General features: G+C 53.3%; 25 protein-coding genes and 2 pseudogenes. 20 read left to right on the forward strand and 7 right to left on the reverse strand.

What is annotated here, in order from left to right; all coding sequences use genetic code 11:
- The first annotated feature begins 67 nt into the window (after positions 1-67).
- From EGY08_RS30230 to EGY08_RS30260, 7 genes are all read left to right on the forward strand, one after another.
- A complete protein-coding gene (locus EGY08_RS30230; RefSeq protein ID WP_123829374.1) occupies positions 68-1,411 on the forward strand; it encodes an aspartate aminotransferase family protein in 1,344 nt (447 codons plus the stop codon).
- Positions 1,408-1,959: a carboxymuconolactone decarboxylase family protein gene (locus tag EGY08_RS30235; protein WP_123829375.1), complete on the forward strand. Its 552-nt coding sequence runs from the start codon at positions 1,408-1,410 to the stop codon at positions 1,957-1,959. Before EGY08_RS30230 ends, EGY08_RS30235 begins: the two co-directional genes overlap by 4 nt.
- Positions 1,960-2,091: 132 nt before the next feature.
- Positions 2,092-2,844 (forward strand): glutamine ABC transporter substrate-binding protein GlnH, encoded by a 753-nt coding sequence (gene glnH, locus EGY08_RS30240; protein WP_004120395.1) that lies wholly within the window; start codon positions 2,092-2,094, stop codon positions 2,842-2,844.
- Between the two features lie 52 nt (positions 2,845-2,896).
- Positions 2,897-3,553, forward strand: coding sequence for a glutamine ABC transporter permease GlnP (glnP, locus tag EGY08_RS30245; protein WP_001008622.1), 657 nt, complete (start codon positions 2,897-2,899; stop codon positions 3,551-3,553).
- Between the two features lie 2 nt (positions 3,554-3,555).
- Positions 3,556-4,278, forward strand: a complete 723-nt coding sequence (glnQ, locus tag EGY08_RS30250) for a glutamine ABC transporter ATP-binding protein GlnQ (RefSeq protein WP_123829469.1) — start codon at positions 3,556-3,558, stop codon at positions 4,276-4,278.
- A 19-nt stretch (positions 4,279-4,297) separates the two neighbouring features.
- Positions 4,298-5,320: a C45 family autoproteolytic acyltransferase/hydolase gene (locus EGY08_RS30255; protein ID WP_112165060.1), complete on the forward strand. Its 1,023-nt coding sequence runs from the start codon at positions 4,298-4,300 to the stop codon at positions 5,318-5,320.
- A gap of 584 nt (positions 5,321-5,904) precedes the next feature.
- Positions 5,905-6,645 (forward strand): BPL-N domain-containing protein, encoded by a 741-nt coding sequence (locus EGY08_RS30260; RefSeq protein WP_227635264.1) that lies wholly within the window; start codon positions 5,905-5,907, stop codon positions 6,643-6,645.
- Between the two features lie 26 nt (positions 6,646-6,671).
- Here the strand turns inward: EGY08_RS30260 and EGY08_RS30265 are convergent, their stop codons facing one another.
- Together EGY08_RS30265 and EGY08_RS31350 are read right to left on the reverse strand one after the other, a co-directional pair.
- Complete coding sequence (locus EGY08_RS30265; protein ID WP_123829377.1) at positions 6,672-7,259, reverse strand: TetR/AcrR family transcriptional regulator; 588 nt, start codon at positions 7,257-7,259, stop codon at positions 6,672-6,674.
- A 235-nt stretch (positions 7,260-7,494) separates the two neighbouring features.
- Positions 7,495-7,596, reverse strand: a pseudogene (locus tag EGY08_RS31350) (amino acid ABC transporter substrate-binding protein); the annotation flags it as partial.
- 76 nt (positions 7,597-7,672) lie between these two features.
- Here EGY08_RS31350 and EGY08_RS30275 point away from each other — a divergent pair.
- Positions 7,673-8,026 carry a nuclear transport factor 2 family protein gene (locus EGY08_RS30275; RefSeq protein WP_004137050.1) on the forward strand — a complete coding sequence of 118 codons (354 nt, stop codon included), beginning with the start codon at positions 7,673-7,675 and terminating at the stop codon, positions 8,024-8,026.
- A 120-nt stretch (positions 8,027-8,146) separates the two neighbouring features.
- On the opposite strand, the pseudogene EGY08_RS31205 reads toward EGY08_RS30275, so the two are convergent.
- Together EGY08_RS31205 and EGY08_RS30285 are read right to left on the reverse strand one after the other, a co-directional pair.
- A pseudogene (locus tag EGY08_RS31205) lies at positions 8,147-8,721 on the reverse strand (ISNCY family transposase); the annotation flags it as partial.
- 292 nt (positions 8,722-9,013) lie between these two features.
- Positions 9,014-9,979 (reverse strand): AraC family transcriptional regulator, encoded by a 966-nt coding sequence (locus tag EGY08_RS30285; RefSeq protein ID WP_004120423.1) that lies wholly within the window; start codon positions 9,977-9,979, stop codon positions 9,014-9,016.
- A gap of 401 nt (positions 9,980-10,380) precedes the next feature.
- Between EGY08_RS30285 and EGY08_RS30290 the strand changes: the two genes are divergently transcribed.
- From EGY08_RS30290 to EGY08_RS30330, 9 genes are all read left to right on the forward strand, one after another.
- Positions 10,381-11,274 carry a transporter gene (locus EGY08_RS30290; RefSeq protein ID WP_123829378.1) on the forward strand — a complete coding sequence of 298 codons (894 nt, stop codon included), beginning with the start codon at positions 10,381-10,383 and terminating at the stop codon, positions 11,272-11,274.
- Positions 11,275-11,328: 54 nt separating this feature from the next.
- Positions 11,329-11,811, forward strand: coding sequence for a group I truncated hemoglobin (locus tag EGY08_RS30295; protein WP_049112087.1), 483 nt, complete (start codon positions 11,329-11,331; stop codon positions 11,809-11,811).
- Between the two features lie 135 nt (positions 11,812-11,946).
- Positions 11,947-13,461 carry an amidase gene (locus EGY08_RS30300; protein WP_004120430.1) on the forward strand — a complete coding sequence of 505 codons (1,515 nt, stop codon included), beginning with the start codon at positions 11,947-11,949 and terminating at the stop codon, positions 13,459-13,461.
- A gap of 23 nt (positions 13,462-13,484) precedes the next feature.
- The gene (gene nthA, locus EGY08_RS30305; RefSeq protein WP_004120432.1) at positions 13,485-14,093 is read left to right on the forward strand and encodes a nitrile hydratase subunit alpha; all 609 of its coding nucleotides are present in this window, start codon (positions 13,485-13,487) and stop codon (positions 14,091-14,093) included.
- A 15-nt stretch (positions 14,094-14,108) separates the two neighbouring features.
- Positions 14,109-14,762, forward strand: a complete 654-nt coding sequence (nthB, locus tag EGY08_RS30310; protein ID WP_123829379.1) for a nitrile hydratase subunit beta — start codon at positions 14,109-14,111, stop codon at positions 14,760-14,762.
- Positions 14,759-15,226 (forward strand): nitrile hydratase accessory protein, encoded by a 468-nt coding sequence (locus EGY08_RS30315; protein WP_032742121.1) that lies wholly within the window; start codon positions 14,759-14,761, stop codon positions 15,224-15,226. The genes nthB and EGY08_RS30315 overlap by 4 nt, the downstream gene beginning before the upstream one ends.
- On the forward strand, positions 15,223-15,432 hold the full coding sequence (locus tag EGY08_RS30320) for a CbtB domain-containing protein (RefSeq protein WP_004120437.1): 210 nt from the start codon (positions 15,223-15,225) through the stop codon (positions 15,430-15,432). The genes EGY08_RS30315 and EGY08_RS30320 overlap by 4 nt, the downstream gene beginning before the upstream one ends.
- Before the next feature lie 10 nt (positions 15,433-15,442).
- Positions 15,443-16,198: a CbtA family protein gene (locus tag EGY08_RS30325; protein ID WP_123829380.1), complete on the forward strand. Its 756-nt coding sequence runs from the start codon at positions 15,443-15,445 to the stop codon at positions 16,196-16,198.
- A gap of 4 nt (positions 16,199-16,202) precedes the next feature.
- Positions 16,203-16,772, forward strand: a complete 570-nt coding sequence (locus EGY08_RS30330) for a histidine phosphatase family protein (protein WP_123829381.1) — start codon at positions 16,203-16,205, stop codon at positions 16,770-16,772.
- A gap of 51 nt (positions 16,773-16,823) precedes the next feature.
- Here the strand turns inward: EGY08_RS30330 and EGY08_RS30335 are convergent, their stop codons facing one another.
- Both EGY08_RS30335 and EGY08_RS30340 read right to left on the reverse strand, forming a co-directional pair.
- The gene (locus EGY08_RS30335) at positions 16,824-17,195 is read right to left on the reverse strand and encodes a DUF2255 family protein (protein ID WP_004120443.1); all 372 of its coding nucleotides are present in this window, start codon (positions 17,193-17,195) and stop codon (positions 16,824-16,826) included.
- A gap of 89 nt (positions 17,196-17,284) precedes the next feature.
- Positions 17,285-18,373 carry an alpha/beta hydrolase gene (locus tag EGY08_RS30340; protein WP_162626000.1) on the reverse strand — a complete coding sequence of 363 codons (1,089 nt, stop codon included), beginning with the start codon at positions 18,371-18,373 and terminating at the stop codon, positions 17,285-17,287.
- 209 nt (positions 18,374-18,582) lie between these two features.
- Here EGY08_RS30340 and EGY08_RS30345 point away from each other — a divergent pair, with 209 nt between their 5' ends.
- Complete coding sequence (locus EGY08_RS30345) at positions 18,583-19,497, forward strand: AraC family transcriptional regulator (RefSeq protein ID WP_123829382.1); 915 nt, start codon at positions 18,583-18,585, stop codon at positions 19,495-19,497.
- Positions 19,498-19,675: 178 nt separating this feature from the next.
- Here EGY08_RS30345 and EGY08_RS30350 read toward each other — a convergent pair whose 3' ends face one another.
- Positions 19,676-22,429 (reverse strand): LuxR C-terminal-related transcriptional regulator, encoded by a 2,754-nt coding sequence (locus EGY08_RS30350; protein WP_123829383.1) that lies wholly within the window; start codon positions 22,427-22,429, stop codon positions 19,676-19,678.
- 242 nt (positions 22,430-22,671) lie between these two features.
- On the opposite strand from EGY08_RS30350, the gene EGY08_RS30355 reads away from it, so the two are divergent.
- Both EGY08_RS30355 and EGY08_RS30360 read left to right on the forward strand, forming a co-directional pair.
- Positions 22,672-23,631: a thiamine pyrophosphate-dependent dehydrogenase E1 component subunit alpha gene (locus EGY08_RS30355; RefSeq protein ID WP_172880201.1), complete on the forward strand. Its 960-nt coding sequence runs from the start codon at positions 22,672-22,674 to the stop codon at positions 23,629-23,631.
- An 11-nt stretch (positions 23,632-23,642) separates the two neighbouring features.
- The gene (locus EGY08_RS30360; protein WP_004120454.1) at positions 23,643-24,662 is read left to right on the forward strand and encodes an alpha-ketoacid dehydrogenase subunit beta; all 1,020 of its coding nucleotides are present in this window, start codon (positions 23,643-23,645) and stop codon (positions 24,660-24,662) included.

Consider the following 24,662-nt stretch of genomic DNA (forward strand, 5'->3'; position numbering starts at 1 on the left):
GATTCAAATGGATCCTGCAAGATGCTTTCAATTTACGCGAAAGCGATTTCTAAAGCAGGGTAAAAGCATGAGTCATATCATTCACCGCAGCCTCCGTACTACCCCGGCAGTGGCAGTCAGTGCCCAGGGCGCTTACATCACGGATGCCAGTGGTCATCGCTATCTGGACGCCTGCGGCGGGGCGGCGGTTTCTTGTCTGGGGCACGCCCACCCGGATGTGCTGGCGGCGATGCATCGGCAGATCGATCGGTTGGCCTATGCCCACACCAGTTTTTTCACCACCGATACGGTGGAACAACTGGCTGAGCAGCTTGTCCGCACCGCGCCCGGTTCGCTGAACTATGCCTATTTCGTCTCCGGCGGATCGGAAGCGGTTGAAACGGCGCTGAAGCTGGCGCGCCAGTACTTTGTTGAGATCGGGCAGCCGGATCGCACGCTGTTTATTGCCCGTAAACAAAGCTACCATGGCAATACGCTAGGAGCGCTGGCCGTTGGCGGTAACGAGTGGCGCCGCCGCCAGTTCGCGCCGCTGCTGATGGATGTGGTGCGCGTATCGGCCTGTAATGAGTACCGTGACCGTGAGGCGGGCGAAAGCCAGCAGCAATACACCGAGCGCTTACTTGGCGAACTCGAAGCGGCAATTCTGGAGGCCGGGCCGCAAAAAATTATCGGTTTTATCGCTGAAACTGTGGTTGGCGCAACCACCGGCGCAATGCCGCCTACGCCGGGTTATCTGCAAGGCGTTCGTCGGTTGTGTGATAAATACGGCATTCTGTATATCGCCGATGAGGTGATGTGCGGCATGGGCCGTACCGGTACGTTGCACGCCTTTGAACAGGATGGCGTTGTCCCTGACATCGTGACCATCGCAAAAGGTTTAGGCGGGGGTTATCAGCCCATAGGCGCAGTGCTGGCCAGTGAGCAAATCGTCGCCGCGCTGCAAGCCGGTAGCGGTATGTTCCAGCATGGTCACACCTACATCTGCCACCCGACAGCCGCAGCCGCTGCGCTGGCCGTGCAGCAGGTTATCGAGCGAGATCGTTTGCTCGAGCAGGTGCAGCAGCAGGGCGCGTATTTGCAGCAGGCGCTGCATGATGTGCTGGGCGGATTACCGTATGTCGGTGATACGCGCGGTCGCGGTTTATTCGCCGGCGTGGAGCTGGTATGCGATAAAGAGCGCAAAACGGCATTCGATCCGATACTGAAGCTGCATGCCGCTATTAAAGCGCAGTGCATGGCGCACGGGCTGCTGGTCTATCCGATGGGCGGAACCATTGATGGCCAGCGGGGCGATCATATCCTGATTGCGCCGCCGTTTATTGTCAGCCGGTCCGAACTCGATTTTGTAGTGGATACCCTGCACAAGGTCATCAGCGAAGAGACGCATAAACTGATGAGACGTCAGCCATGAATCGTTTACCTGCACTGACAAAACAGCAGTGGAGCGATGAACAACGCCAGCTTGCGGAGGAGATTATCAACGGGCCGCGCGGCGCGCTGCTGCCGCCGTTTGAACCGTTGTTGCGCAGCCCGGAACTGATGGCCCATGCGCAGCGAATGGGGGAGTATCTGCGCTACCGTAGCGCGCTGGGGCAGCGGTTGTCGGAATTGGCCATCCTGCTGACCGCACGTCACTGGTCGCAGCCGGTTGAATGGGCCATTCATGCGCCAATAGCCAGGGAAAAAGGGATCCCGGCGCAAGCGGTGCAGGCAATTAATGAACAGCGTCAACCAGAGGCGCTGGCGGCTGATGAATGGGTGGTTTACCATTTTTGCCAGCAGCTGCATCAGCATAAAAAAGTCAGTGATGATATCTGGCAACAGGCAATCGATCTCTGGGGGGAAAAGGGCGTTGTCGATCTGATTGGCATCAACGGTTATTACAGCTTTCTTTCAATGATCATGAACGGCGCGCAGACGCCAGTACCCGACACCAGGGATTTTATTCTTCCCGCATAAATAATTCGCACGCCTTTATTTTTATATCGCGTGCGAATGTAGGGATACTGTTTTAATTCTCAACGCCAATATCAGTTTTAGGGTATTGCGCGAAAACTCCTGTCTGCTGTCTTAATTACGCTGAGGATTATTATGTCTGCATTATTGAAAAAATTAAAGATTACCCTGGCACTGGTTGCCTGTTCGGCGAGTTTTACCGTCATGGCACAAGATAAATTATTAGTCGGTGTGGATACTGCCTTCGTTCCCTTTGAATTTAAGCAAGGCAATAAATATGTTGGTTTTGATATCGATTTATGGCAAGCCATTGCGAAGAAAATGAATGTCAGCTACGAATTACGCCCTATGGATTTCGGCGGCTTAATTCCTGGTCTGCAATCGCGTAATTTAGATGTGGCAATGGCCGGGATCACCATTACCGATGCTCGCAAACAGGTCGTTGATTTCAGCGAGGGTTACTACGATGCGGATCTCTTAATGGCGGTGAAGAGCGGTGATAATTCCATTACCAAATTCAGCGATCTGACCGGTAAAAAAGTGGGGCTGAAGCAGGGCACCGCCGCGGCGAGTTTTATGAAATCCAAATATAAAGCCAACTATGTCGAATTCCCCAATATTGATAACGCCTATCTCGACCTGCAGGCTGGCAACCTGGACGCGGTCGTTCACGACTCCCCGAACGTACTCTACTACGTGAAAACAGCAGGTGGCGGTAAGGTAAAATCCACCGGTGAAACGGACAGCATTCTGCCGCAGAAATACGGTTTTGCCCTGCAGAAAAACAGCAGCCTGACGCCGAAGGTCGATGCCGCGTTAAAGGCATTACGCGCGGATGGCACCTATGACAAGATTTATTTTAAATGGTTTAACAAACAACCTAAATAATACCAGCCGGGCCGGGTAACTCCGGCCAGAACCGTGAGTAATAGACCGCATTATGAATTTCGAAACGAAATATATATGGGAATCGCTGCCGCTATTATTACAAGGGCTGCAGCTGACAATATTGATCTCTATGGTCGGTTTGGCGGGCGGCTTTATCATCGGTCTGCTGGCAGGAATCTGCCGTGCGCTGGGAGGCGGCATCGCGAAAACGTTATCATTAATTTTTGTTGAGTTGATTCGCGGTACGCCAATTATGGTACAGGTGATGTTTATCTATTTTGCCTTGCCAATGATTCTGCCCGTTCGTATCGACCCCATCACGGCCGCGATGGTCACCATTATCATTAACTCCGGCGCGTATATTGCGGAAATTACGCGTGGTGCAATTTTGTCCATCAATAGAGGGTTTAAAGAAGCCAGTCTGGCAATGGGATTATCGCAGCGCGCAACGCTATGGCACGTGATTATGCCGCTGGCCCTGCGCCGCATGATCCCGGCGTTGGGCAACCAGTGGATTATCAGCATTAAAGACACCTCGCTGTTCATCGTTATCGGCGTCGCGGAATTAACGCGCCAGGGGCAGGAGATCATCGCCGGGAACTTCCGCGCCCTTGAGGTCTGGACAGCGGTAGCCCTGATCTATCTTGCCGTCACCCTGTGCCTGAGCTTCCTGCTGAAGCAACTGGAGAAAAGGATCCATATTTTATGAGCATGGTTGAATTTAGCGCGGTCGCTAAACATTTCGGCACCACGCAGGTGCTGCACGATATCAATCTGAGAATTGATGCCGGTGAAGTGGTCGTGATTATCGGTCCTTCAGGTTCAGGTAAATCGACGCTGCTGCGTTGTATCAACAAGTTGGAAGCGATCTCCTCCGGCACCTTGCTGGTTGCCGGGATGCACCTGACCGATCCTCACGTCAACGAGTGCGAAATCCGCCGCGAAGCGGGGATGGTATTCCAGCAATTTCATCTGTTTCCGCATCTTACGGCGCTGGAAAATGTGATGTTTGGACCTATCCGCGTACGCAGAATGAGTCAAGCGGCAGCCCGCGAACAGGCGCTGGCGCTGCTGGAACGTGTCGGCCTACGCGAACGAGCCGAGCACTATCCATCAGAGCTTTCAGGCGGCCAGCAGCAGCGCGTGGCTATCGCTCGCGCGCTGGCGGTGAAACCGAAAATGATGCTGTTTGATGAGCCAACCTCTGCGCTCGATCCGGAGTTGCGCCACGAAGTATTAAAAGTGATGCATTCACTGGCGGATGAAGGGATGACCATGATTATAGTGACGCACGAGATTGGCTTTGCACGCGATGTGGCCTCTCGATTGATTTTTATCGATGGTGGAACCATTGCTGAAGATGGCCCACCTGATATCCTGCTGAATGCCAGTAGCAATCCGCGCCTGAGAGAATTTTTACAGCACGTTTCATGAACATAAGTGAATCCATTACATGAAGAAAATCGACATCAGTGGTTCCCCGTTTGAGATTGGCCTGCGCCTTGGCGAGCTTGGCCGTGAAGCATGGCATCAGAAACTGAGGCTCACGTCATTGTGGCAAACGGTGATGACTCTGCAGGCATCCCCTGAGACCCGGTTAATGCGCGCCGAGGTACAGCGGCATTATCCGCACATCTGGCAGGAGCTGCAGGGGTTGGCGCAGGGGCTGGAGGCCACTGTTGATCAGGTCTTTGCCTGGAACTGCCGTGGCGATCTGGTGCGCTCAACGTCGGATGGCTGTACGACGGTGGCCGGGGTAAACGCCGCAGGCGAGCGGATTATCGCGCACAATGAAGACGGTTTTCCTCAGTTACGGGATGAATGCTTGCTGGCTACCATTACCCCGAGTCGCGGTCTGAGCTTTACGAGTTTTGCCTATCCGGGGTCGATTTGCGGCCACACCTTTGCGGTGAATGAAAAAGGTGTCGTTAACACGGTGAATAACATCCGTGCAGTGCATCGTCCGCAGGGATTACCGCGTCAGATCCTGGCTCGCGCCTCGCTGAATGCGAACACCCTCGACGAGGCAATCACTATACTTACCGGCCAGCCGCGATCCGGGGCGTTTCACCATACGCTCGGGCAACTGGGCGATGCGCGGCTGTTCAGCGTTGAGGCCACCGGTCAAGGCTGTTCCGTTCTACCCCTGACGACGGTAACGGGGCATGCCAACCATCTGGTGCATGCGGCACTGGCTGGCGTTGAGCAGATCGTTACTGACAGTTCAGCGTCGCGGCAGTTACGCCTTATGCAGTGGCGGGAAACGCAACCTCCGTTTGACGCCGCGGCGGCAAAAACCATTCTCTCAGATACCCATGACGCCGAACTGCCAATTTATCGGCTGGCTGCCGACGATCCGGATGAGGAGAACACCCTTGCCACGGCAGTTTTCACCCTCGATGCCAACCACGTCAGGTGGCAAATTTTCGACATTAACCGCGACGATGCTAAATTTCAGGGAGAAGTGCGTGGGTGAGATAGCCGGTCGTCAGTCATAAAGGGCAGGGTAGTACCGTTGCCCCGGCGTTCAATAGTACCGTCCGGATACTGCCCGCTATCGGCGTCTTGAGCGATGTCCTGAAGCGCGGTGTCCGGAATATTCAGGTTTGCGTCTCTATACGATTCGGGCCATCGCCGTTTCTCATCTGCCTCGTGCGCGCCGATGCATACTCTCGCGGACATACACGAAAAACAAAATGTCTTGTTCAGTTAAGTATGGCTTACAGGACAGCGCCTGTTAATTAGCCCTTATACCTTAGTTGATTATTTCAAGGTTACTGCTGTTTCTGCTTTTTTATCCTTTCGTATGTCGCCTGCATCTCTCTAAAAAATTTATACAACTTTGTCAGAGTTACACTTTTTTACGTATTAACTTTTTTTTCTGCGCTTAAAAACGCTTGACAAAATCAACGCCAAAGTTAAATTTGAGCGACTGCTCTAATTTTATGTCATGCATTTAGAATGGTAAAAATGGTTCTTAATGATTTACAAAACACTCTATGACAAGGGGAATAGCGTAATGCCACTTTTTTCCAGGACACTCAGTTGATGAGAGCAAATATGATTACCCTTGCTCTGGCTTTTACTTTCTCTATTTTTTCTACACCAACCTCAGCAAATGCCTCACCATCAAAAACTTATCGTATCGCTGTTTATAGGGGAGACGCCGGGTGCGCGGGGTGTTCAGAAATGGTGGTGAAATCGCTCGTCGGTACTGGCCTGCCCCTGAATATCGCTTATGTGGGTGAAAAAGAAACGCTGAAAGTGAATGAGCAAACGCTTAAAAAATTCGATATCTACATTCAACCCGGCGGCGGTCAGGATATACCCGGTTCTTATGACGTCATTGGTGATGATGGCGCTGAGGCTATCCGTCAATTTGTGAAAAGCGGCAAAGATTTTATTGGCATTTGCATGGGGGCGTATCTTGCCGATAAAGACTGGATTGGGCTCATTGATGCTCCCCTTGAGTCAGAAGTGGGAAGACCTGGTTCACGCGCCTATGATGAGGGGGATTACACCTTGCAAGTGAAATGGAATAATAAACAGGAACCTTTTTACTATCAGGATGGCCCCTATCTGAATAACACAACCTCAAACGCTGGGTTCCAGGCGATAGCTTATTACGACAATGGGGATGTCGCTATCGCCAGATATAAATATGGGGAAGGGCATGTCATATTATCAGGCCCTCACCCTGAAGCCGATGAGACATGGATAGATGCCCGAGTTGCGGGTAACACCACCGCGGAAAGTAAAATGAAACGCATTTTAAGCTATCTGGGCATAAACAAGCGCTAATTTCTACTGCGGGTTTTTCATGCGTTTCAGAAGGATTTGCCAAGGATTTTAAAAGAAATCTCATATATTTCATTAAGAAAAGCGGTTCTTTTTTCTTTTGAATAATCGAGGATCAGCATACTCGAGTATCCATCTATTAATGCATTTATTTGTCTGGCGGATACCGAAGCGTTTATCGAGGAAAACTCGCCCTCATTAATTCCGGAGTCGATGATTTCTTCGAGTATATTGATCCATTGGAGTGATTGATTATGGACCAAATTAGCATAATCATCGTCGCGCGCGGCCATCGGCCAGAGTTCAAGGTAGAGCAGCCAGTGCGCTGATGGCGCATCAGGTAACAGCGTTTTGATATACAGCCTGACCCTGTCAGTTGGGCTCATACTTTCCGAGGCATTAAACGTTGCATGATATTCCTCGATGTCATTATCAAACATATATTTTATGGCCGATTTTTTTAATGTTTCCCAGTTACTATAATAATGATAGATGTGGCTCCTTGAAATATTAAGCTTTCGTGTAAGATCGCGGGTGGAGACATTGTTGAATCCTTTTTCTCTAAAAAGCTGCAGAGCGGCTATCTTTATTAGTTCCGAAAAATTTGTTGCTTTCAAAATTTAACCTTCATAGTGCGTAAAATTATCGTGTCGCAGAAAACGCTCTATCATTGCTCTGCACCTAATCAACAGCCAAATTTACTACACAGTCATGACCAGAGGCAATGACTGGGTTTTACACAGGACGGTGAACGTTACCATCATGGCGTGGCGGTTTCTTACATCTGCGATTGTTCCCTGAACGATTTCCGAGAGGCGTTCGTAGGTAGAGCAGGGAAGCCAGCATGGTCAATGGCGCGTCGAAAGAAGGGATATTCGCCGACGTGACCAGCCTGAAGCGGGTCGCATAATCTTTGGCCGCTTCGTAGTCGAGGAACATGGCATCGTGCGTGCCAATAAATTTTGAGCTTGATAGGATTTTGATGTTATGCTATGGAAAAGAATTAGTTACAGGTCTGGAGGTGATTTATATGACGCCAAAAGAAATACTTTGCCAATGGGTTGACGCATTTAATAATGCAGATGTAGAAATTATTTCAGAATTATATGATGATAATGCAATAAACCATCAGGTAGCCAATGAGCCAGTTATTGGGAAAGAGGCTATAAAGAAAATGTTTGAACAAGACTTTTCTATTCCAGAAATGGTTTGTATCGTTGAAAACATTTTCGAAGATGGACAATGGGCAATTTTAGAGTGGCGTGCCCCATCAGGTTTAAGAGGTTGCGGTTTTTTTCAAATAGTAAATAATAAAATTATATTTCAAAGAGGCTATTGGGATAAGCTATCTTTCTTAAAACTGCACAATTTACCTATTGAATAAAATTCATATATACTTTTTATGAGTAGTTTGCAAATTGCTTGAAGTATGCATTAAGGGAAGCATAATAACTTCCCTTAACCAATCTGTGGAATCTTTACGCCATCGTATAATGTGATCCTGCTTTTCCAGGTAACCCCGGATGGCCTCAAAATAGGTGAATGTCGATTCCGATTTTACAAATCGAAGCTGCATCAGGTGGCTCGTCGCGTCGTCGACGTAGACCAGTGCGGTACAGTCGGGTGCACGGTTCTCGAACCAGTGATGGTCGCAGCCATCAATCTGGATCAACTCACCACAACAGGCAAGACGATTGCTGAATTTTCGGCGCACGTTGTTTGCGGGGGATCGAGAGACCGGCTTTAACCATAAGCGACCGGACAGTTTCTTTGTACAGGTGGACATCGTGCAGTTCTGCAAGCTTTTCACACGCCAGCATCGGCCAAAGTCGGTATAGCGTTCTCGGATAATATTGAGCGCGTACTGTGCAAGGCCATCAGGCCGCTGGTTATTGCTGGGTTTTACTCGACGGCGGTTTACCAGGCGGGCCAGATTCACGGTAACGCGAGAAGACGTCGGCGCTGACGAGCGGAGATACCCAGGCGCTGCGCGGCCATCTGCGTTGTTAGGTGCCGGTCGACAACATCTTGAATGGGGTTAACTTCATCCAAAGTAAAAAACTGCGCTGAATGGGCCATGAGCAGAATCCCAGGATGGTTAACTGAGTTCTGATCAAAATCGCATAATCTTGCGGCTTCTATCATGGTGCGCATAATGTATATTATGTTAAATGCCATTCGAAAGGCCGAGTTGCCGCAATTCGCCCCAGTAGCCATATCGCCCGCCTAACCGGGATTATTCAAATCATTCTAGTTTCTCAAGAACTAACACCATCTTGTCATCCACCTGCCGCCGCAACGCCTGGATATAGCCCCTTTCGTCACGCGCAGTTTCACTCATCGTTATGGATCAGCACTGCGCAATAGCGCATCACAAATTTTGCCGCTCCCTGGGCAGCAGTGAGCGAGGCGAGATACCGAAGGCTTTGCGGAAGGCATGGCTAAAATGAGAGAAATCGGAGAAGCCAAAATCCAGCGCTGCCTGGGAAACGCTACTGACTCGTCCGCGTTCGAGGGCCTCCCGGCTCGCTCGCAACCTCTCCTGCCAAATTACGGCCATCGGCGTTTTTTTGTGACGGGCGAAAGCCCGCGTGACGGTGCGAACGGAAACGTGGTGCGCCTGCGCCAGGCTCTCAATGTTCAAATCTGGATCGACAAGTTGCCGCCGAATGTAAATCATCATCCGCGCGTAGAGATCGCGCTCAGCGCTAACGTTATCCAGATCCTGCAATTCCAGACTCAGCACCAGCAGATCCAGCATTGTCTGGGAGAAACGACCAGAAATATCTGGATTGACCAGGCAGTCTGGCATCGCTGTTGCCTGACGCAGCATTTCGCGCAGTGGGATCACGCCGGGGCGACCGTCGTCCAGTACCATCGCGGTGAGGTTTTCAATTCTCGGCAAACGACCGCTCAACAGATGCCGCGGGACCCGTACCAGATGGTTATCGCGCCCACCCAGGCTAAAGCTGAAAGTCTGGGCGGCATCGTATAGCACCAGACTATCCGCCGTCAGCGCCGCCCTGCGTCCCCCCTGTTCAAGCTGGCCGTACCCTCCCTGCATATAGCCCAGCCACAGATCGTCGTCTGGGCCCTGTCTCAGATAACGCGCGGTGCGTTCCCAGCGGTGCAACGGCGCAGACAACGAACAGATATCCACCATACCCACACCGCGTACCGCAAGCCGGGCATCAAAGTCGACCCCAGCCATGGGCACACTGGCGGCCGGGATGCAGTGACGCAACACCACATCGTTCCAGTACTCGAAGCGGCGCGACTCGGCAACGCCAACGGTCGAATAGTGGGAGCTGCCCGCAGATTGCATGATGCTATTCATTATTACTCACCTCGCGCCTTGATTCCCGCATAAACAACAGACACGGTGTGACGGGCAGCAACTATCGTGCCAGCACACAGATTTCGCCTCCGTCTATCACGAGCATCTGCGCTAAGGCTGCGGAAATATGGCGGAAAATGCGTCGACGCGCCTGGCGTCCCACGTCGCGAATGGCGTCGAAATAGCGATAATCGCACTCCAGGCGTGCACATCTGCGCTACGACGGAGCATCACGCTATGAACCTTTTCACCCTGCCCGCCCGTTGTCCCTGCCAGCCAAACGACTGTCCTTATGAAACAAGTACGCCGCAAATTTCTCCCTAATATCAGTAACCGTAATGTCGTCCGGCCACGTTGGTACCGGGAAATAAACAAGAGATATCAGACATGAGGGTAACGTTATGACTGTTAGTGGCACCACATCTCGCATCAGCCTGGTCGCCTGCACGCTCTGGCTGGCGACGAGCCCGGCCCATGCGGTCGATCTCAACTCACAGGATCTCATTCCGGCGCCTGCCGGTACCGATGCCATTCTGGCGTATTTCACCTACGCCACGCGAGACAGCTTTACCCCCACAGGCGGCGACGAAATTAAGCAAGGCACCGGGCTGGATTCCTTCGTCAGCATCTTTCGTTACGTCCACTATATGGATGTGGCTGGCTTCACCGTCGCGCCGCAGGTGCTGATGCCCTACGGACGTCTTTATAACGGCTCCCTGGGCGGCGCCCGCCTCGATTCCGCCAGCGGCCTGGGCGACCCTATTTTGACCGCCCCTGTCTGGCTGGTGAACAACCCCGGCACCACCTTCGCCCTCGTGCCCTACCTGTACGTCCCTGCCGGTTCCTACGATGCCGGGCGTACGCTCAACGTCGGTGAGAACCGCTGGAAGTTCGACCTGCAGCTTGGCGGCGTGCAGCAGCTTGGTAACGGTTTCGCCACCCAGCTGTCTGCTGATGCGCTGTGGTATGGCGACAACGACGATGCCACGGGCATCGGCACCGGCCGCCTCAAACAAGACAACACCTATCAATTTCAGGGCTGGATAAGCTGGACGCCGCCCGCAGACAACACCTGGACCGTCTCTGCCGGTTACGCCAAATCGTGGGGCGGTAAACAGCAGATTGACGGCGTCGAGAACGGACAAGCGACGCGTTCGGATCAGGTAAGGCTGGAATTGTCGAAATTCATCACCCCTACGGTGCAAGTGCAGGGCTTGCTCCAACGCGATATCAACGTTGATGGCGGTTTTAAGGAAGATCTCCACACCACCCTGCGCGTGATGAAACTGTTCTGATTGAACAGAGACCGCAACATCCCCTTCCACTCACATGTTACGGAGAAATCCACCATGAACGAACAGCAGCAAAAGCCGTCCCTGTATGAACGTCTCGGCGGGTATGACGCCGTCTACGCCTTCGCAGGCGAAGTGTTGAAGACCTGTATGAAGCATCCCGACATCGGCCATATCTGGGCGCACGTGTCCGAGTCTTCATTCCAGAAAGAACATATCAACTTCGTTGATTTCTTGTGCAAGCACTGGGGTGGCAACACCGTCTATCGGGGACGAGATATGGTGACCGCGCACCGCGGCATGGGGCTGACCGAGGTGCACTGGAAAGCCGTGTTCGAATCTATCGATGAGTGTTATGAAAACTTCAACGTGCCGCAGGATATTCGTGAAGAGGTCACTGCCTTCCTGACCCAGTTCAAGCCCGCCGTTATCGGCAGTCCTTCGTACCGCGATGTAGTGCTCTCACACCCTGACATGGACGTGACCAAGGGCATGAAAAGTGTCGGTATCCACTGGCCTAAAGCCGATAAGCCGTCTTAACACCTTACGGACACCCACTGGCTGGGTGGGTGTCCATTTCAGCCAAACGACTGACCCGGATAACCAAGTCTGGATGGCATTCCGGGCTTATGTTCAAGACTGATGCATGAGCAAACACAGGAAAAAGGAAAAAACATGGCTATTCAACGTCCCACTGCCGAAGAACTGCAAGAGCTTGCCAGTCGGCTGCATATCAACCTGACGCCGGCGCAGGCTGAAGAATATCTCGCGCTGATGCAGGCTAACTTCGACGCCTACGATCTGGTCGACTCTCTTCCTGACGACATCCCGGAGGTCCGCTATCCACGCGCCGCCGGATACCGTCCCACTGGCGAGGACAATCCGCTCAACGCCTGGTATTACAAAACCGAGGTAAAAGGTGCGGCGACTGGGGCGCTGGCCGGGCGGACCATCGCCCTTAAAGACAATGTCTCGCTGGCCGGCGTACCGATGATGAACGGAACCTCCACCCTCGAAGGTTTCGTCCCATCCTACGACGCAACCGTGGCCACCCGCCTGCTGGATGCCGGGGCGACTATTCTCGGCAAAGCCACCTGCGAGCACTTCTGCCTCTCCGGCGGCAGCCACACTTCCGACCCGGCCCCGGTACACAATCCCCATCGTCATGGCTATTGCTCCGGCGGTTCGTCCTCAGGCAGCGCCGTACTGGTAGCGATTGGCGAAGTGGACATGGCGATAGGCTGCGATCAGGGTGGTTCCATACGTATCCCTTCCGCCTTCTGTGGTACCTACGGCATGAAACCGACCCACGGTCTGGTGCCTTATACGGGCATCATGCCGATTGAGGCGACCATCGACCACGCCGGTCCCATCACTGCCAACGTGCGCGACAACGCGCTAATGCTGGAAACCATCGCCGGGAGTGATGGGCTTGATCCGCGTCAGTACGCGCCGGTTGTAGAAACTTATACCGCCGCCCTCAGCAAAGGCGCGCACGGCCTGAAAATCGGCATTCTGACCGAGGGATTCCAGTTGCCGAATATGGACCCGCAGGTAGAAGCGAAGGTACGAGCCGCTATCGCCCGCCTGCAAGCGCTTGGGGCCATCGTTAGCGAAATTTCCGTGCCGGAACACAATCTGGCGGGCGCGCTTTGGTCGCCTATCGGCTGCGAAGGTCTGACCGCCCAGATGATGCACGGCAACGGCATGGGCTTTAACTGGGAAGGCCAGTACGACGTCGGCCTGCTGGACAAACACGCGCAATGGCGCGACTGCGCGAATGCCCTCTCCCCATCGCTCAAAGTCTGCATGTTCGTCGGCCAGTATGGGCTGGAACGCTATAACGGTCGCTACTACGCAAGGGCGCAGAATATTGCGCGTCGGGCCCGTGCCGGCTACGACCGCGCGCTGAGCGATTTCGATCTGCTGGTGATGCCTACCGTACCTATCCTCGCTCAGCCGATGCCAGACCCAGACTGCTCAATCACCGAATATATTTCGCGCGCTTTCGAAATGATCGGTAACACCGCCCCGCAGGACATCACCGGTCACCCGGCGATGTCTATTCCCTGTGGCATGGTCGACGGACTCCCGGTGGGCATGATGCTGGTAGGACGTCATTACGCTGAAAACACTATCTATCAGGCCGCCGCCGCTTTCGAGGCCTGCGGTGACTGGCGGAATTTTTAACCTTAACTCTCGGGAAGCATAAAATGAGCCATAAACACGACCACGACCATACCCAACCACCTGTAGACATCGAGCTACGTGTCCGCGCACTGGAATCCTTGTTACAGGAAAAAGGCCTGATCGACCCGGCTGCGCTGGATGAGTTGATTGACACCTACGAGCACAAAGTCGGCCCCCGAAACGGCGCACAGGTTGTCGCCAGAGCGTGGAGTGACCCGGAATACAAACGTCGTCTGATGGAAAACGCCACCGCCGCCATTGCTGAACTTGGCTTCTCCGGAATACAGGGCGAAGACATGCTGGTCGTGGAGAACACGCCGGACGTGCACAACGTCACCGTTTGTACGCTGTGTTCCTGCTACCCCTGGCCGGTTCTGGGGCTGCCGCCTGTGTGGTACAAATCAGCGCCCTATCGTTCACGTATCGTCATCGACCCGCGCGGCGTTCTCGCCGAGTTCGGGTTACACATTCCAGAAAGCAAAGAGATCCGCGTCTGGGACAGCAGCGCCGAGCTGCGCTATCTGGTCCTGCCAGAACGTCCGGCGGGGACCGACGGCTGGAGCGAAACGCAGTTAATCGAGCTGGTCACCCGCGATTCGATGATTGGCACCGGTGTGGTTAGCGCACCATAACGAAAGGAGAAAACCATGAACGGGATACATGATTTGGGGGGAATGCACGGCCTTGGCCCGATCCCTACTGAGGAAAACGAGCCCTATTTCCATCATGAGTGGGAACGCAGGGTATTTCCTCTGTTTGCCTCGTTATTCGTCGGCGGACACTTTAACGTCGATGAATTCCGCCACGCTATCGAAGGTATGGCGCCGACAGAATATCTGCAGTCGAGCTACTACGAGCACTGGCTGCATGCATTCGAAACGCTGCTGCTGTCAAAGGGGGTGATCACCGTTGAAGAGTTGTGGGGAGGCGCGAAGCCTACCCCCTGTATGCCTGGCACGCCTGTGCTGACGCAGGATATGGTATCGAAGGTCGTTAGCACCGGCGGGTCTGCTCGCGTCAGTCATGATGTTACGCCCCGCTTCCGGGTGGGCGATCGGGTACGAACGAAAAATTTCAATCCGACCACACATACCCGTCTGCCACGCTACGCACGCGATAAAGTCGGTCGCATAGAGCTCGCTCACGGTGTGTTTATCACGCCAGATACTGCCGCGCACGGCCTGGGTGAACATCCCCAGCATGTCTACAGCGTCAGTTTCACCGCACAGGAACTGTGGGGCGAGCCGCGTCCGGACAAGGTGTTCATCGATCTGTGGGATGATTATCTGGAGGAAGCATGAATACTGCGACTCAACACGATTACGCCGCCATCGGGTTACCGCGCGATGAGGAAGGGCCGGTGTTCGATAAGCCCTGGCAGGCAAAAGCATTCTCTCTGATAGTCCATCTCCACCGGGCCGGGCTGTTCCCGTGGGCAGAATGGGTACAGACATTCAGTAAAGAGATCAAAGCGGCGCCGGCGCAACCGGGTGAAAGCGTGAATGATGCCTACTATCGTCAGTGGACGGCGGCGATGGAAAACATGGTGACTGCACTCAACCTGGCTGTGCCGGATGATATCAGCCGACGGACGCAGGAGTGGCGCCAGGCGTATCTCAACACGCCCCACGGTCAGCCGATTGTACTGGCGAACGCCAGTTGCCCGCCAGCACATAGCCATCATCACCTTTCGCTGGGCGTGCCGGTAACGGTGAGTCCGGCTCTCGTTTCCAACAGTAAAATCGATAACGGAGTTACACCATGAGTGATATCACCCTTAACACCCACATCCCGGCCGCCCCAATTCCTGTTGCGAAACTGCTGCCCTGGGCGCTGTTCACCGCCCTGCTGGCGCTGCTGGCAATCTATTTTGTTGGCGCGGAACAAGGCGCGACGTCGATGTTTTCCGGCACTCAGGTGCATGAATTCTTCCACGACGCACGTCATCTGCTGGGTTTTCCCTGCCACTGAGGAGGCGGAAATGATTGGGAAACTGTTATTTAAAGGGATGATGGCCGGCATTCTGGCGGGACTGATGGCGTTTGCTTTTGCGCACCATTTCGGCGAGCCGCAGGTCGACCGCGCGATTGGGCTGGAAAAAAGCATGTCAGCTCATGCTCACCAACACGGCGCGTCAGCAGACAGCGAAGAAGAAGAGGTGTTTAGCCGACAGACCCAGTCCGGGATCGGCCTGATGACCGGCATGGCGCTGTTTGGCGCAGCACTGGGCGGCGGTCTGGCGCTGGCGTGGGCCTTTAGCTACCAGCGCTTTGGGCCATCGAACCCGCGTGTGCTGGCGTTGTGCCTGGCGCTGGGTGGCTTTCTGGCAATGAGCCTGATGCCAGGTCTGAAATACCCGCCCAATCCGCCCGCAGTCGGCAACCCGGAAACCATCGGCTATCGTACCGGGCTGTACTTCGTCATGATGTTACTTTCCATCGGCATCGTCATCGCGGCCGCGTGGTTATCACATCAGCTAATGCCGCGCCTCGGCAGAGCAGATGCGATGATGTGGGCAACGCTGTTCGCCGTGGCGCTGATGCTCGTGGTTTGTGCCCTGATGCCGACCGTGAACGAAGTATCCGACCACTTCCCGGCTGACCTGCTATGGCGTTTCCGCATAAGCTCCTTCGGCACGCATCTTGTGCTCTGGAGCGTCATCGGTGTGGTTTTCGGCGCCTTAGCCGAACGCCCGCCGGCGACACGCGGACAGCGACTGGCCTTCTGGCGCGGTTAACATCATGAGAGCGTCGCTAACGCTAATTTGCCAGGGAGAAACGGCAGCTTCCAGAGGTTCACACTTCCCCTGTGATGATCCTCTGGAGGCACGGGAGTGGCAACGGGCACATCAGTTACAAAGCGGTACTGCCCGTTATCAACGCGTCTGGATCTCCCCAGACACCGCCGCCCGGCAAACCGCAGCTGCGCTCTCTTTACCGGGTACTCAGGTAACGGAACTGGCCGAACCCGACTACGGCATCTGGGCGGGTCGGTCATTACGTGAGGTGATGACGCAAGACGCCGAAGCATTCCGGGCATGGCTTGAGGGTGACTCTCCGCCGGGCGGAGAGTCGCGCGCACAGCTGCTGGCGCGCTGTGGCAGCTGGCTGGCTAAACACGTCGATATTCAAGGTCGGCACTGTGCCATTGCGCCAGCCGCCATAATCCGCGCCATGATCGTCGATGTTCTCGGCGCCCCACTTCACTCATTTGCACGCATCGACATCCACCCGCTCAGCATCACCGAGTTGCGCAGCGACGGACGGCGCTGGAATTTATGTTTATTGAAGGGCCACATCAATGGTGAATAGACCACGTTCAGCCAGCGGACGGAGGTCTGTCACATTTCTGCGGCATGGCATTCACGAAGGTAATATCTCAACCGTGGCCGCTCTGGCGCGAGCTCCCGTCATTGCGGAAACATAGCTACTGCTGGAATATTTTATCTGGTAGGCCCGATCGATTTTACTTTCAAGAACCGGGTCCGACGGTTTTACGAACCGCACGTCGAATTCCTGTCCGATAGCCACTATCTTACCCGCCCGTCGAGTTAGTGCTGCCTGATACCATTTTGAACGGGTACCACTATAGGCGCGGACAAAAAGTCGGTTATCCACCGTCACTTCCCAAATCCATGTTGGCGTGCCGGTGGTATTCATATCGGGACGGTACGGCGCGATTTTTAGGTCGTCCGCTGCATCTATTTTTGCTAAGAGCTCGCGGTTCCAGAGCATAAACTTTTCCTCTTTTGTCTACGTTATTTCGTATATTAAGGACATAAAACGATAACACTGATTCGTAGAATATCGGACGGTGTTATGATTTATTTATTAAGGTATTTGTTAAAAAATGCCGTGATGTTATCGAACGGGATCTTGTCCATGCGATCATATAAATCAACATGGGTGGCATCTTTTACAATCAAAAGCTCTTTTGGCTGATTTGCCGCTTCATAAGCCGTTTTGGAGAAGTACAGCGAATGCGCTCTTTCGCCATGAATGAACAGGATCGGGCGCGGAGAAATTTCCTTAATATAGGTCATGAGCGGGAAATTCATAAATGCCATCGGCGTTGTCACGGACCATGAATTGCCGGAGTTGACGGCTCGTGGATGATATCCGCGTTTGGTCATGTAGTAGTTCGCATAGTCCACGAGAAACTGTGCTTCACCGCCCTTCAGTTTATTATAGTCTGGCTGGTATGCAGGTTTGCCGTTTGCCGCATCCTCCCAGCGCTGAAGACTCATCTTCTCCAGCGCCTGCTCGCGTTGCTCCGTCGTTACGCTGTCATTGTAGCCTTTCGACATCACGCGGCTCATATCATACATGGTGCTGGCAACGACCGCTTTTACGCGTTTATCCACGGCAACAGCGTTCAGGGCAATCCCCCCCATGCCGCAGATACCGATGACACCGATACGTTCACGATCCACATAAGGTTGCAGTCCAATAAAATCGACGGCTGCCATAAAGTCTTCGGTATTGATATCAGGTGAAGCAATATTGCGCGGTTCACCACTGCTTTCACCGGTATAAGACGGATCAAATGCCAGCGTCACGAATCCGCGCTCTGCTAAGGTCTGAGCATACAGACCTGATGCCTGCTCTTTTACCGCACCAAAAGGCCCGGAAATAACAAGCGCAGCAAGCTTCCTGTTTCCGCGATCTTCAGGAAGATATACATCTGCGGCCAGCGTAATGCCGTAACGGTTTTTAAAAGTCACTTTTTGATGATCCACTTTGTCGCTCCTTGAGAAAGTTTTATCCCACGTCTGAACCAGATGGACTGAAGAATCAGCTGTGCCTGCTGCCGGCTGGGCGACCGCAGCTTCTGTTGAAATCATGGCCAGCGTTCCGGCAAGGAGTGCGCCATTAAAAAAACGGGTTGAAGTTTTTAGCGTCATGATAGTCATACCTTCATTCAAATTGGATGCGGATTGGGTTGTAGTCAGCGTCTCATTTCGGTATGTCTATTTTGGATGTCGCTAATGAAATCTGTTATTAAAATACTCTGCATTATTTGCCTGATCCTATTAACATGATGCCAAAGCGTATATTTCACTTTTCATAACGGGTAAGTTGGCAACGTCGCACAGACTTAACAAATATGGGGGGTGATGGAATGATTTCAGACAAATCGATTGATAGACGACTCGGCGAGCTCTCCCGGGATATTGCTCAGCGCACGCCCGGCACCGGTGATTTCCCTACAGCCGTAGAAGGACTGGAATTATTCCGCCGAAACGAACCCGCTCCTCCGGTGAGCTGCCTGGTTCCTCCGAGTATCGTTCTGGTGGCCAGTGGCGCGAAGATCATGTGGGTTGGCGGTGAACCATATGAATATAATGCGGAAAAATTCCTGATCACGTCTCTTGATCTGCCAGCCAGTTCGGAAGTATTGCAGGCTTCGACATCCCGGCCCTGTGTCGGCGTCGCCTATAAACTTGACCAGCGCGTGCTGATGGAATTAATTGCACAGGGAAGCCTGCCGCCGGTCAAAAAACGAGACGCGGGAACGGGTGTAGGGATAGGGACCATGACTGATGTATTGCTGGAGCCTTTCTGCCGTCTGCTTTCTTTGCTTGACGAGCCTGAAGCCATTCCTGTTCTCGGGCCGCTGATTCAAAGAGAGATACATTACAGGCTTTTGATGAGCGATCGGTCCGATCATCTCAGACAGATTGCAGCAGTAGACGGCCATGGCTACCGTATCGGTAAAGCTATCGACTGGTTAAAGACCAATATTGCATCACCTTTACGTGTCGAGGAGCTGGCAAACCGCGTGCAAATGAGCACGCCCTCTTTCCACCAACATTTCAGGCAGCTTGCGGGAATGAGCCCGCTCCGGTATCAGAAATGGCTGCGCCTCAATGAAGCCAGGCGACTGATGCTGAATGAACATTACGATGTTACCACAGCAGCCTATGCTGTCGGTTACGAAAGCTTATCTCATTTCAGCCGGGAATATACGCGGATGTTCGGGGAATCACCTAAGAGGGATATTACTATGCTGAGAAAGTCTGCTGGTAAGCTTTAGTAAATTCTGCTTTGCTCTGCCTCCCCCGGTAAAATCTATTGTACGTAAAGGCTGTAGGAGAAGTTAAAGACCTGAACTCAAAATCAGACAGCCCTCGTCGGGCAGCCCGTAAAAAGTCAGCTAATAGATGCCATTGACATATTCACTTTTTGATTAGATTTGCACATTACTCACATTATTAATCCAGTAACTTCATTTCCAGAGCCCGACTCATGGCTTGCGTACGACTATTGACTTTGAGCTTGGCGTAGATGTTCTTGATGTGCCATTTCACCGTCTCAGTAGAGATAGTCAAAGAGCGAGCGATTTCCTTGTTCATCTGACCATCAGCAATCAGCTGTAATATCTGCTGCTCTCGCTCACTGAGATCCAGGTTAACATCACTATTTTCACGCTGAATCCGCTTGCCTTCAGACTCGCTCCTTTTCATGGGCAAATGGTCATCCCCTTCGCTGGCTGCTGAGGTTTCGCGTACATGGACAAGCAGAAGCTGCAATGCCTCGCCAGCATCAAGAAAAATTCGTTTGAGATGCTGTTGTGCCGCTAATTGCAAGGTGGGCTGCAATGCAGCCACGGCAGCCGCGTTTTCGCCACTATCCCACAAGGATAATGACCATAGCGTACGAAGACGCGCTGCGGATAGCCGGTCGCCCCGACGCTCCTGCTCAGTCACGAGTTCGCCCAGTAAAAGTCTGGCTTGTGGGGCCTGGCCTGACGCCAGAAGAAGGCGGCTGCGGCTGACGATTGCATGCTGAGCTATTGCGCGTTGACAGGGATTTTCGGCATCAATTGTGGCATGGGCGGCCAGTTGTTCGAGTTGCCGTTGCAGCTGCTCTGCGCCTGGATAATTCGCGCGCTGTAGGCGCACTCTCGCCTGCTCTGCTAACAATAAAGCCTGCGGCCGTTGCCATCCGCGAGACACCGCTAGTCGTTGCGCGTGTTCCAGCAGCCGTTCTGCCTCATGCGGCATATCGTCATTTAAGGCCTGGCGCGCAAGATAGGTATAGCAGCGACTCAAGGCATCGGGTGGACCAAACCGATCGATAAATTCGAGTCTGTCTGCTAACAGCGTATTTAATGAGTCCAGGTTCTTACGTTCGTAAGCTATTTCCGCCAGCAGCGGCGCAAGCGTCGCGCCGCTGGTCGACTGAGGGCCGGTAAAACGCTCAGCCTGGCGCAATGCATTCTCTGCATACCCCCAGGCGTTCTCCAGGTCACCCTGACCAAGATGGCACTGAGTAATGATAAAAGCGCGATAAACCGAGACAAACAGATTGTCGAGCGGGCTTTCCGGGCAAGGCATATGCCGTTGAACCTCAAGAGCGTCGGTATAGCGCTGGTTAACCACGTGGCAGTAGCTCAGAATATTGCAAATGAGGCCATCGACCCAGGTGTCTCCGCAGGGCACTTTAGCCAGCAACGGCTCAACAATCGCCAGGCTTTCCGGGATTTTCTCGGCAAAAGCTTCGCAAATTGCGCGCACGACACGTAATTTGAGCCAGGCGTTGGGGGTTATATCATCACGGTGATTAACGACCATTTGGTCAAGATTATCCAGCAACTGCCTTGATTCATCGAAGCGGAAATAGTGCGCCAGCGCCCAGGCCAAATTGATTTGCAGGTCAATGCGCGAAGGGTCAGTACTTGCGGGTAAGTGATGCATCCAGGAAACCAGGGTATCTATATCCCCTTCTTCCGCCAGTGACTGCGCTCCTGCACCATCCTGCCCGGGGTTATGGATCGGCTTGCCCGCTGCAAGTGCGTGGCGTACCGCTTCGGACCACAATCTCTGTTCAACGAACCAATGACTGGCTAATTCATGTAAATGCTTGAGGTTGATATCGTTGTTCTGCTGCAATATCGTTCGCAGGGTTTCCTGCAAAAGAGGATGGTAGCGAAACCAGCAGCCTTGTTCGTCAAGGGCTGACAAAAAAAGATTGTGCCGCTCAATCCATGCCAGTATCGCTTCACTATCATCACGCCCTGTAACCCCATTACATAACCCGGCATTTAAACGATTAAGAAACGATGTTTTGACAAGAAAATCAAAAATTTCCGCAGGCAATGGGTCAAGTACCACCTCTTTCAGATAACGGGCGATGGCGCGGGTTCCACCACGAATATTGCGCAGCAGATGTTCTGGATCATTGAGCAATTCTGGGGACAACGAAGCGATTTTCATGCCGGCGATCCACCCCTCTGTCGCGGAACGTAGCCGCTGTACATGCTGATTACTGAGTGGTACATCAATCGTCTGGCTGAAATAGTTTCTGGTTTCTTCGAGCGTAAATTGGAGGTCTCGATCATAAATTTCCACCAGCTGGTCCTGCGCCTGAAGCAGGCTCAGGGACAGACTGGGGTGGAAACGGCTGCCAATGATTAGATGCAAGGCGGCAGGAGCATGCTTGAGCAAATATCCCAGGGCTTCATATACACCGGCATCATTGATCATATGGAAGTCATCAACGATCAGATACAGGTCGTGCGGACAGTAATGCAGTTGGTTAATCAACCCGGCCAGCAGCTGTTGCGAACTGGAGGGCGTCTGTTCTTCTATGTTGCGCCAAAAGTCGGCGTCCCAATCGCCATAGAGCGGCCGCAATGCTTGCAGTAGATAAGGAATGAACTGCCATACGCCATCATCATCCTCATCGAGGCTAAGCCAGGCAACGCGTTCGCCCTGGGCAATCATTTGCTGATACCACTGCGCCAACAGGGTGGTTTTGCCAAATCCAGCTCCCGCGCAAACGACACCCAGACGGCGTCGCTGCATGCGATCGAGGAGCAGAAGAAGCCGTGAGCGCTGTAGCAGCCGTATCGAAGAGCGTGGTGGGACGAATTTGGTCAGGATTAGCGGCAAATCTCTCGTCAGCCGCAATGGCCCGGAGACCAGTGAAGTTGCCTGACGACTTTTAAAATCCGATGGCTTCATCCGTAGTTATCTACTCGTATTTTTTTATCAATTGTACGCCAGAGCCCGGGATGACATGGAACCGTCCCTCTCGATAGATACATAAAATTTATAAAGTTTGACCTCAAGCATGTAAACCCCCTCCTACCCCCCCATGAAGGTGGCTTCGCACCTCCTCGTCACACTCGTAGATTCATTGCATCGGCGTGGTTAAGGGCTTTCAGCCTGCCCGCCTGACGACCGTTACTGAGGAGAATTAAGTGATGCTTAACAAACAGGCTTTACTCCAGGCTTACCGTAAGATGCGCGAAATCCGGACGTTTGAGGAGCGTTTGCATCAGGAAAACACCAGTGGTGATATTCCGGGCTTCATTCACCTTTATACCGGTGAGGAAGCCATTGCGGTGGGGGTCTGCGAAAATCTGACTAACGCTGATTTTATTGGGTCCACGCACCGTGGACATGGCCACTGTATTGCCAAAGGCTGCGATATTCACGGCATGATGGCTGAAATATTCGGTAAGGACAGCGGATTATGCCGGGGCAAGGGGGGCTCTATGCATATTGCCGATCTGTCGAAAGGTATGCTGGGTGCAAACGCTATTGTGGGTGGCGCCCCTCCGTTAGCCATCGGCGCTGCGCTGACGGCCAAAACCCTTAAGACCGGGAACGTTGGGGTCTCTTTTACTGGTGACGGCGGTTCTAATCAGGGTCTGGTATTTGAAGCCATTAACATGGCAGTCGTGCTGCAACTCCCTGCCATCTTTATTTTCGAGAACAACGGTTATGGCGAAGGAACGGGCCATGACTACGCCGTCGGTGGTCGTGATATCGCCGGGCGCGCCGCGGGCTTCGGTTTACCGGCAGTGACGGTTGATGGCACCGATTTCTTTGCCGTTTACGATGCCACCGCAGAGGCGGTCAAGCGCGCCCGAGATGGTGGAGGCCCAAGCGTCATTGAGGCCAAAGCTTTCCGCTGGCACGGTCACTTTGAGGGCGATCCGGCGCTTTACCGTGCTGAGGGCGAAGTTCAACGTCTGCGCGAACAACATGATCCGCTGAAGATTTTCACTGCCAGGGTCGAACAACACATCTCCCTTGAGGAACTGGCGGCGATCGATGCGGCAGTTGAAGCACTTGTCGATGATGCTGTATTCAAAGCCCGCGCCGCTGCCTACCCGGCTCCGGAAGACCTGCTTACAGACGTTTACGTCTCATACTGAGGGTGATCACAATGCCTATAAAAACCTATCGAGAAGCGGTCAAGGAAGCCCTGGCCCAGGAAATGGAGCACGACGAACGTGTCGTTCTGATTGGTGAAGACTTGCGTGGCGGTCACGGCGGAAATGCGCCCGAAGAAGCAAGGATAGAGGCCTTTGGAGGCGTGCTCGGCGTTACTAAAGGGCTGTGGACGCAGTTCGGCTCCGAGCGGGTGATCGACACCCCCATTACGGAGTCGGCGATCGTCGGCATGGCTGCCGGCGCCGCAGCAACGGGTCTGCGGCCGGTGGCAGAGCTGATGTTTATGGATTTTTTCGGTGTTAGCCATGATGCACTGTACAACCAGGCCGCAAAGTTCCGCTATATGTTTGGCGGCAAGGCGAAGGCGCCGCTGGTGATGCGGGGCATGATCGGCGCTGGTTTTTCTGCTGCAGCCCAGCATTCGCAGTCACCCTATAATATTTTTGCGACCACACCGGGGCTCAAGGTGGTCGTGCCATCGACGCCTTATGATGTCAAAGGGCTGCTGATCCAGTCGATTCGCGACGACGATCCGGTGGTGTTCTGCGAGCATAAAATGCTTTATGACCTCAAGGGCGAGGTACCGGACGAGATTTATACCATTCCCCTGGGCGTCGCCAACTATACCCGTGAAGGTGAGGATGTCACCATCATCGCGTTGTCGGCAATGGTACATAAAGCAAACCAGGTCGCCGACAAACTGGCCAGCGAGGGGATCTCGGTGGAGGTGGTCGATCCACGTACAATTTCGCCTCTGGACGAAGAAGGTATTCTGGAATCAGTGGCTTCTACAGGCCGCGTGGTCATTGTCGACGAGTCAGCTGCGCGTTTTGGCTTTGCTCATGATGTCGCCGCGCTGATTGCTTCCCAGGCATTCCATTTCCTCAAAGCGCCTATTGTTCTGGTAACACCACCACACACCCCGGTACCGTTCTCCCCTGCTCTCGAAAAACTCTGGATCCCTGGCGTTGAACGTATCGAAGCTGCCGTCCGTCAAGTGCTGGAGGATTAA

The sequence above is a fragment of the Klebsiella sp. FDAARGOS_511 genome (assembly GCF_003812845.1).
GTDB classification, from domain to species: domain Bacteria; phylum Pseudomonadota; class Gammaproteobacteria; order Enterobacterales; family Enterobacteriaceae; genus Klebsiella; species Klebsiella grimontii.

Excerpts from the sequence above, each read along its gene's own strand:
- EGY08_RS30230 (WP_123829374.1), top strand. The coding sequence starts at position 68 with ATGAGTCATATCATTCACCGCAGCCTCCGTACTACCCCGGCAGTGGCA.
- EGY08_RS30235 (WP_123829375.1), top strand. The coding sequence starts at position 1,408 with ATGAATCGTTTACCTGCACTGACAAAACAGCAGTGGAGCGATGAACAA.
- glnH (WP_004120395.1), top strand. The coding sequence starts at position 2,092 with ATGTCTGCATTATTGAAAAAATTAAAGATTACCCTGGCACTGGTTGCC.
- glnP (WP_001008622.1), top strand. The coding sequence starts at position 2,897 with ATGAATTTCGAAACGAAATATATATGGGAATCGCTGCCGCTATTATTA.
- glnQ (WP_123829469.1), top strand. The coding sequence starts at position 3,556 with ATGGTTGAATTTAGCGCGGTCGCTAAACATTTCGGCACCACGCAGGTG.
- EGY08_RS30255 (WP_112165060.1), top strand. The coding sequence starts at position 4,298 with ATGAAGAAAATCGACATCAGTGGTTCCCCGTTTGAGATTGGCCTGCGC.
- EGY08_RS30260 (WP_227635264.1), top strand. The coding sequence starts at position 5,905 with ATGATTACCCTTGCTCTGGCTTTTACTTTCTCTATTTTTTCTACACCA.
- EGY08_RS30275 (WP_004137050.1), top strand. The coding sequence starts at position 7,673 with ATGACGCCAAAAGAAATACTTTGCCAATGGGTTGACGCATTTAATAAT.
- EGY08_RS30285 (WP_004120423.1), bottom strand. The coding sequence starts at position 9,979 with ATGAATAGCATCATGCAATCTGCGGGCAGCTCCCACTATTCGACCGTT.
- EGY08_RS30290 (WP_123829378.1), top strand. The coding sequence starts at position 10,381 with ATGACTGTTAGTGGCACCACATCTCGCATCAGCCTGGTCGCCTGCACG.
- EGY08_RS30295 (WP_049112087.1), top strand. The coding sequence starts at position 11,329 with ATGAACGAACAGCAGCAAAAGCCGTCCCTGTATGAACGTCTCGGCGGG.
- EGY08_RS30300 (WP_004120430.1), top strand. The coding sequence starts at position 11,947 with ATGGCTATTCAACGTCCCACTGCCGAAGAACTGCAAGAGCTTGCCAGT.
- nthA (WP_004120432.1), top strand. The coding sequence starts at position 13,485 with ATGAGCCATAAACACGACCACGACCATACCCAACCACCTGTAGACATC.
- nthB (WP_123829379.1), top strand. The coding sequence starts at position 14,109 with ATGAACGGGATACATGATTTGGGGGGAATGCACGGCCTTGGCCCGATC.
- EGY08_RS30315 (WP_032742121.1), top strand. The coding sequence starts at position 14,759 with ATGAATACTGCGACTCAACACGATTACGCCGCCATCGGGTTACCGCGC.
- EGY08_RS30320 (WP_004120437.1), top strand. The coding sequence starts at position 15,223 with ATGAGTGATATCACCCTTAACACCCACATCCCGGCCGCCCCAATTCCT.
- EGY08_RS30325 (WP_123829380.1), top strand. The coding sequence starts at position 15,443 with ATGATTGGGAAACTGTTATTTAAAGGGATGATGGCCGGCATTCTGGCG.
- EGY08_RS30330 (WP_123829381.1), top strand. The coding sequence starts at position 16,203 with ATGAGAGCGTCGCTAACGCTAATTTGCCAGGGAGAAACGGCAGCTTCC.
- EGY08_RS30335 (WP_004120443.1), bottom strand. The coding sequence starts at position 17,195 with ATGCTCTGGAACCGCGAGCTCTTAGCAAAAATAGATGCAGCGGACGAC.
- EGY08_RS30340 (WP_162626000.1), bottom strand. The coding sequence starts at position 18,373 with ATGACTATCATGACGCTAAAAACTTCAACCCGTTTTTTTAATGGCGCA.
- EGY08_RS30345 (WP_123829382.1), top strand. The coding sequence starts at position 18,583 with ATGATTTCAGACAAATCGATTGATAGACGACTCGGCGAGCTCTCCCGG.
- EGY08_RS30350 (WP_123829383.1), bottom strand. The coding sequence starts at position 22,429 with ATGAAGCCATCGGATTTTAAAAGTCGTCAGGCAACTTCACTGGTCTCC.
- EGY08_RS30355 (WP_172880201.1), top strand. The coding sequence starts at position 22,672 with ATGCTTAACAAACAGGCTTTACTCCAGGCTTACCGTAAGATGCGCGAA.
- EGY08_RS30360 (WP_004120454.1), top strand. The coding sequence starts at position 23,643 with ATGCCTATAAAAACCTATCGAGAAGCGGTCAAGGAAGCCCTGGCCCAG.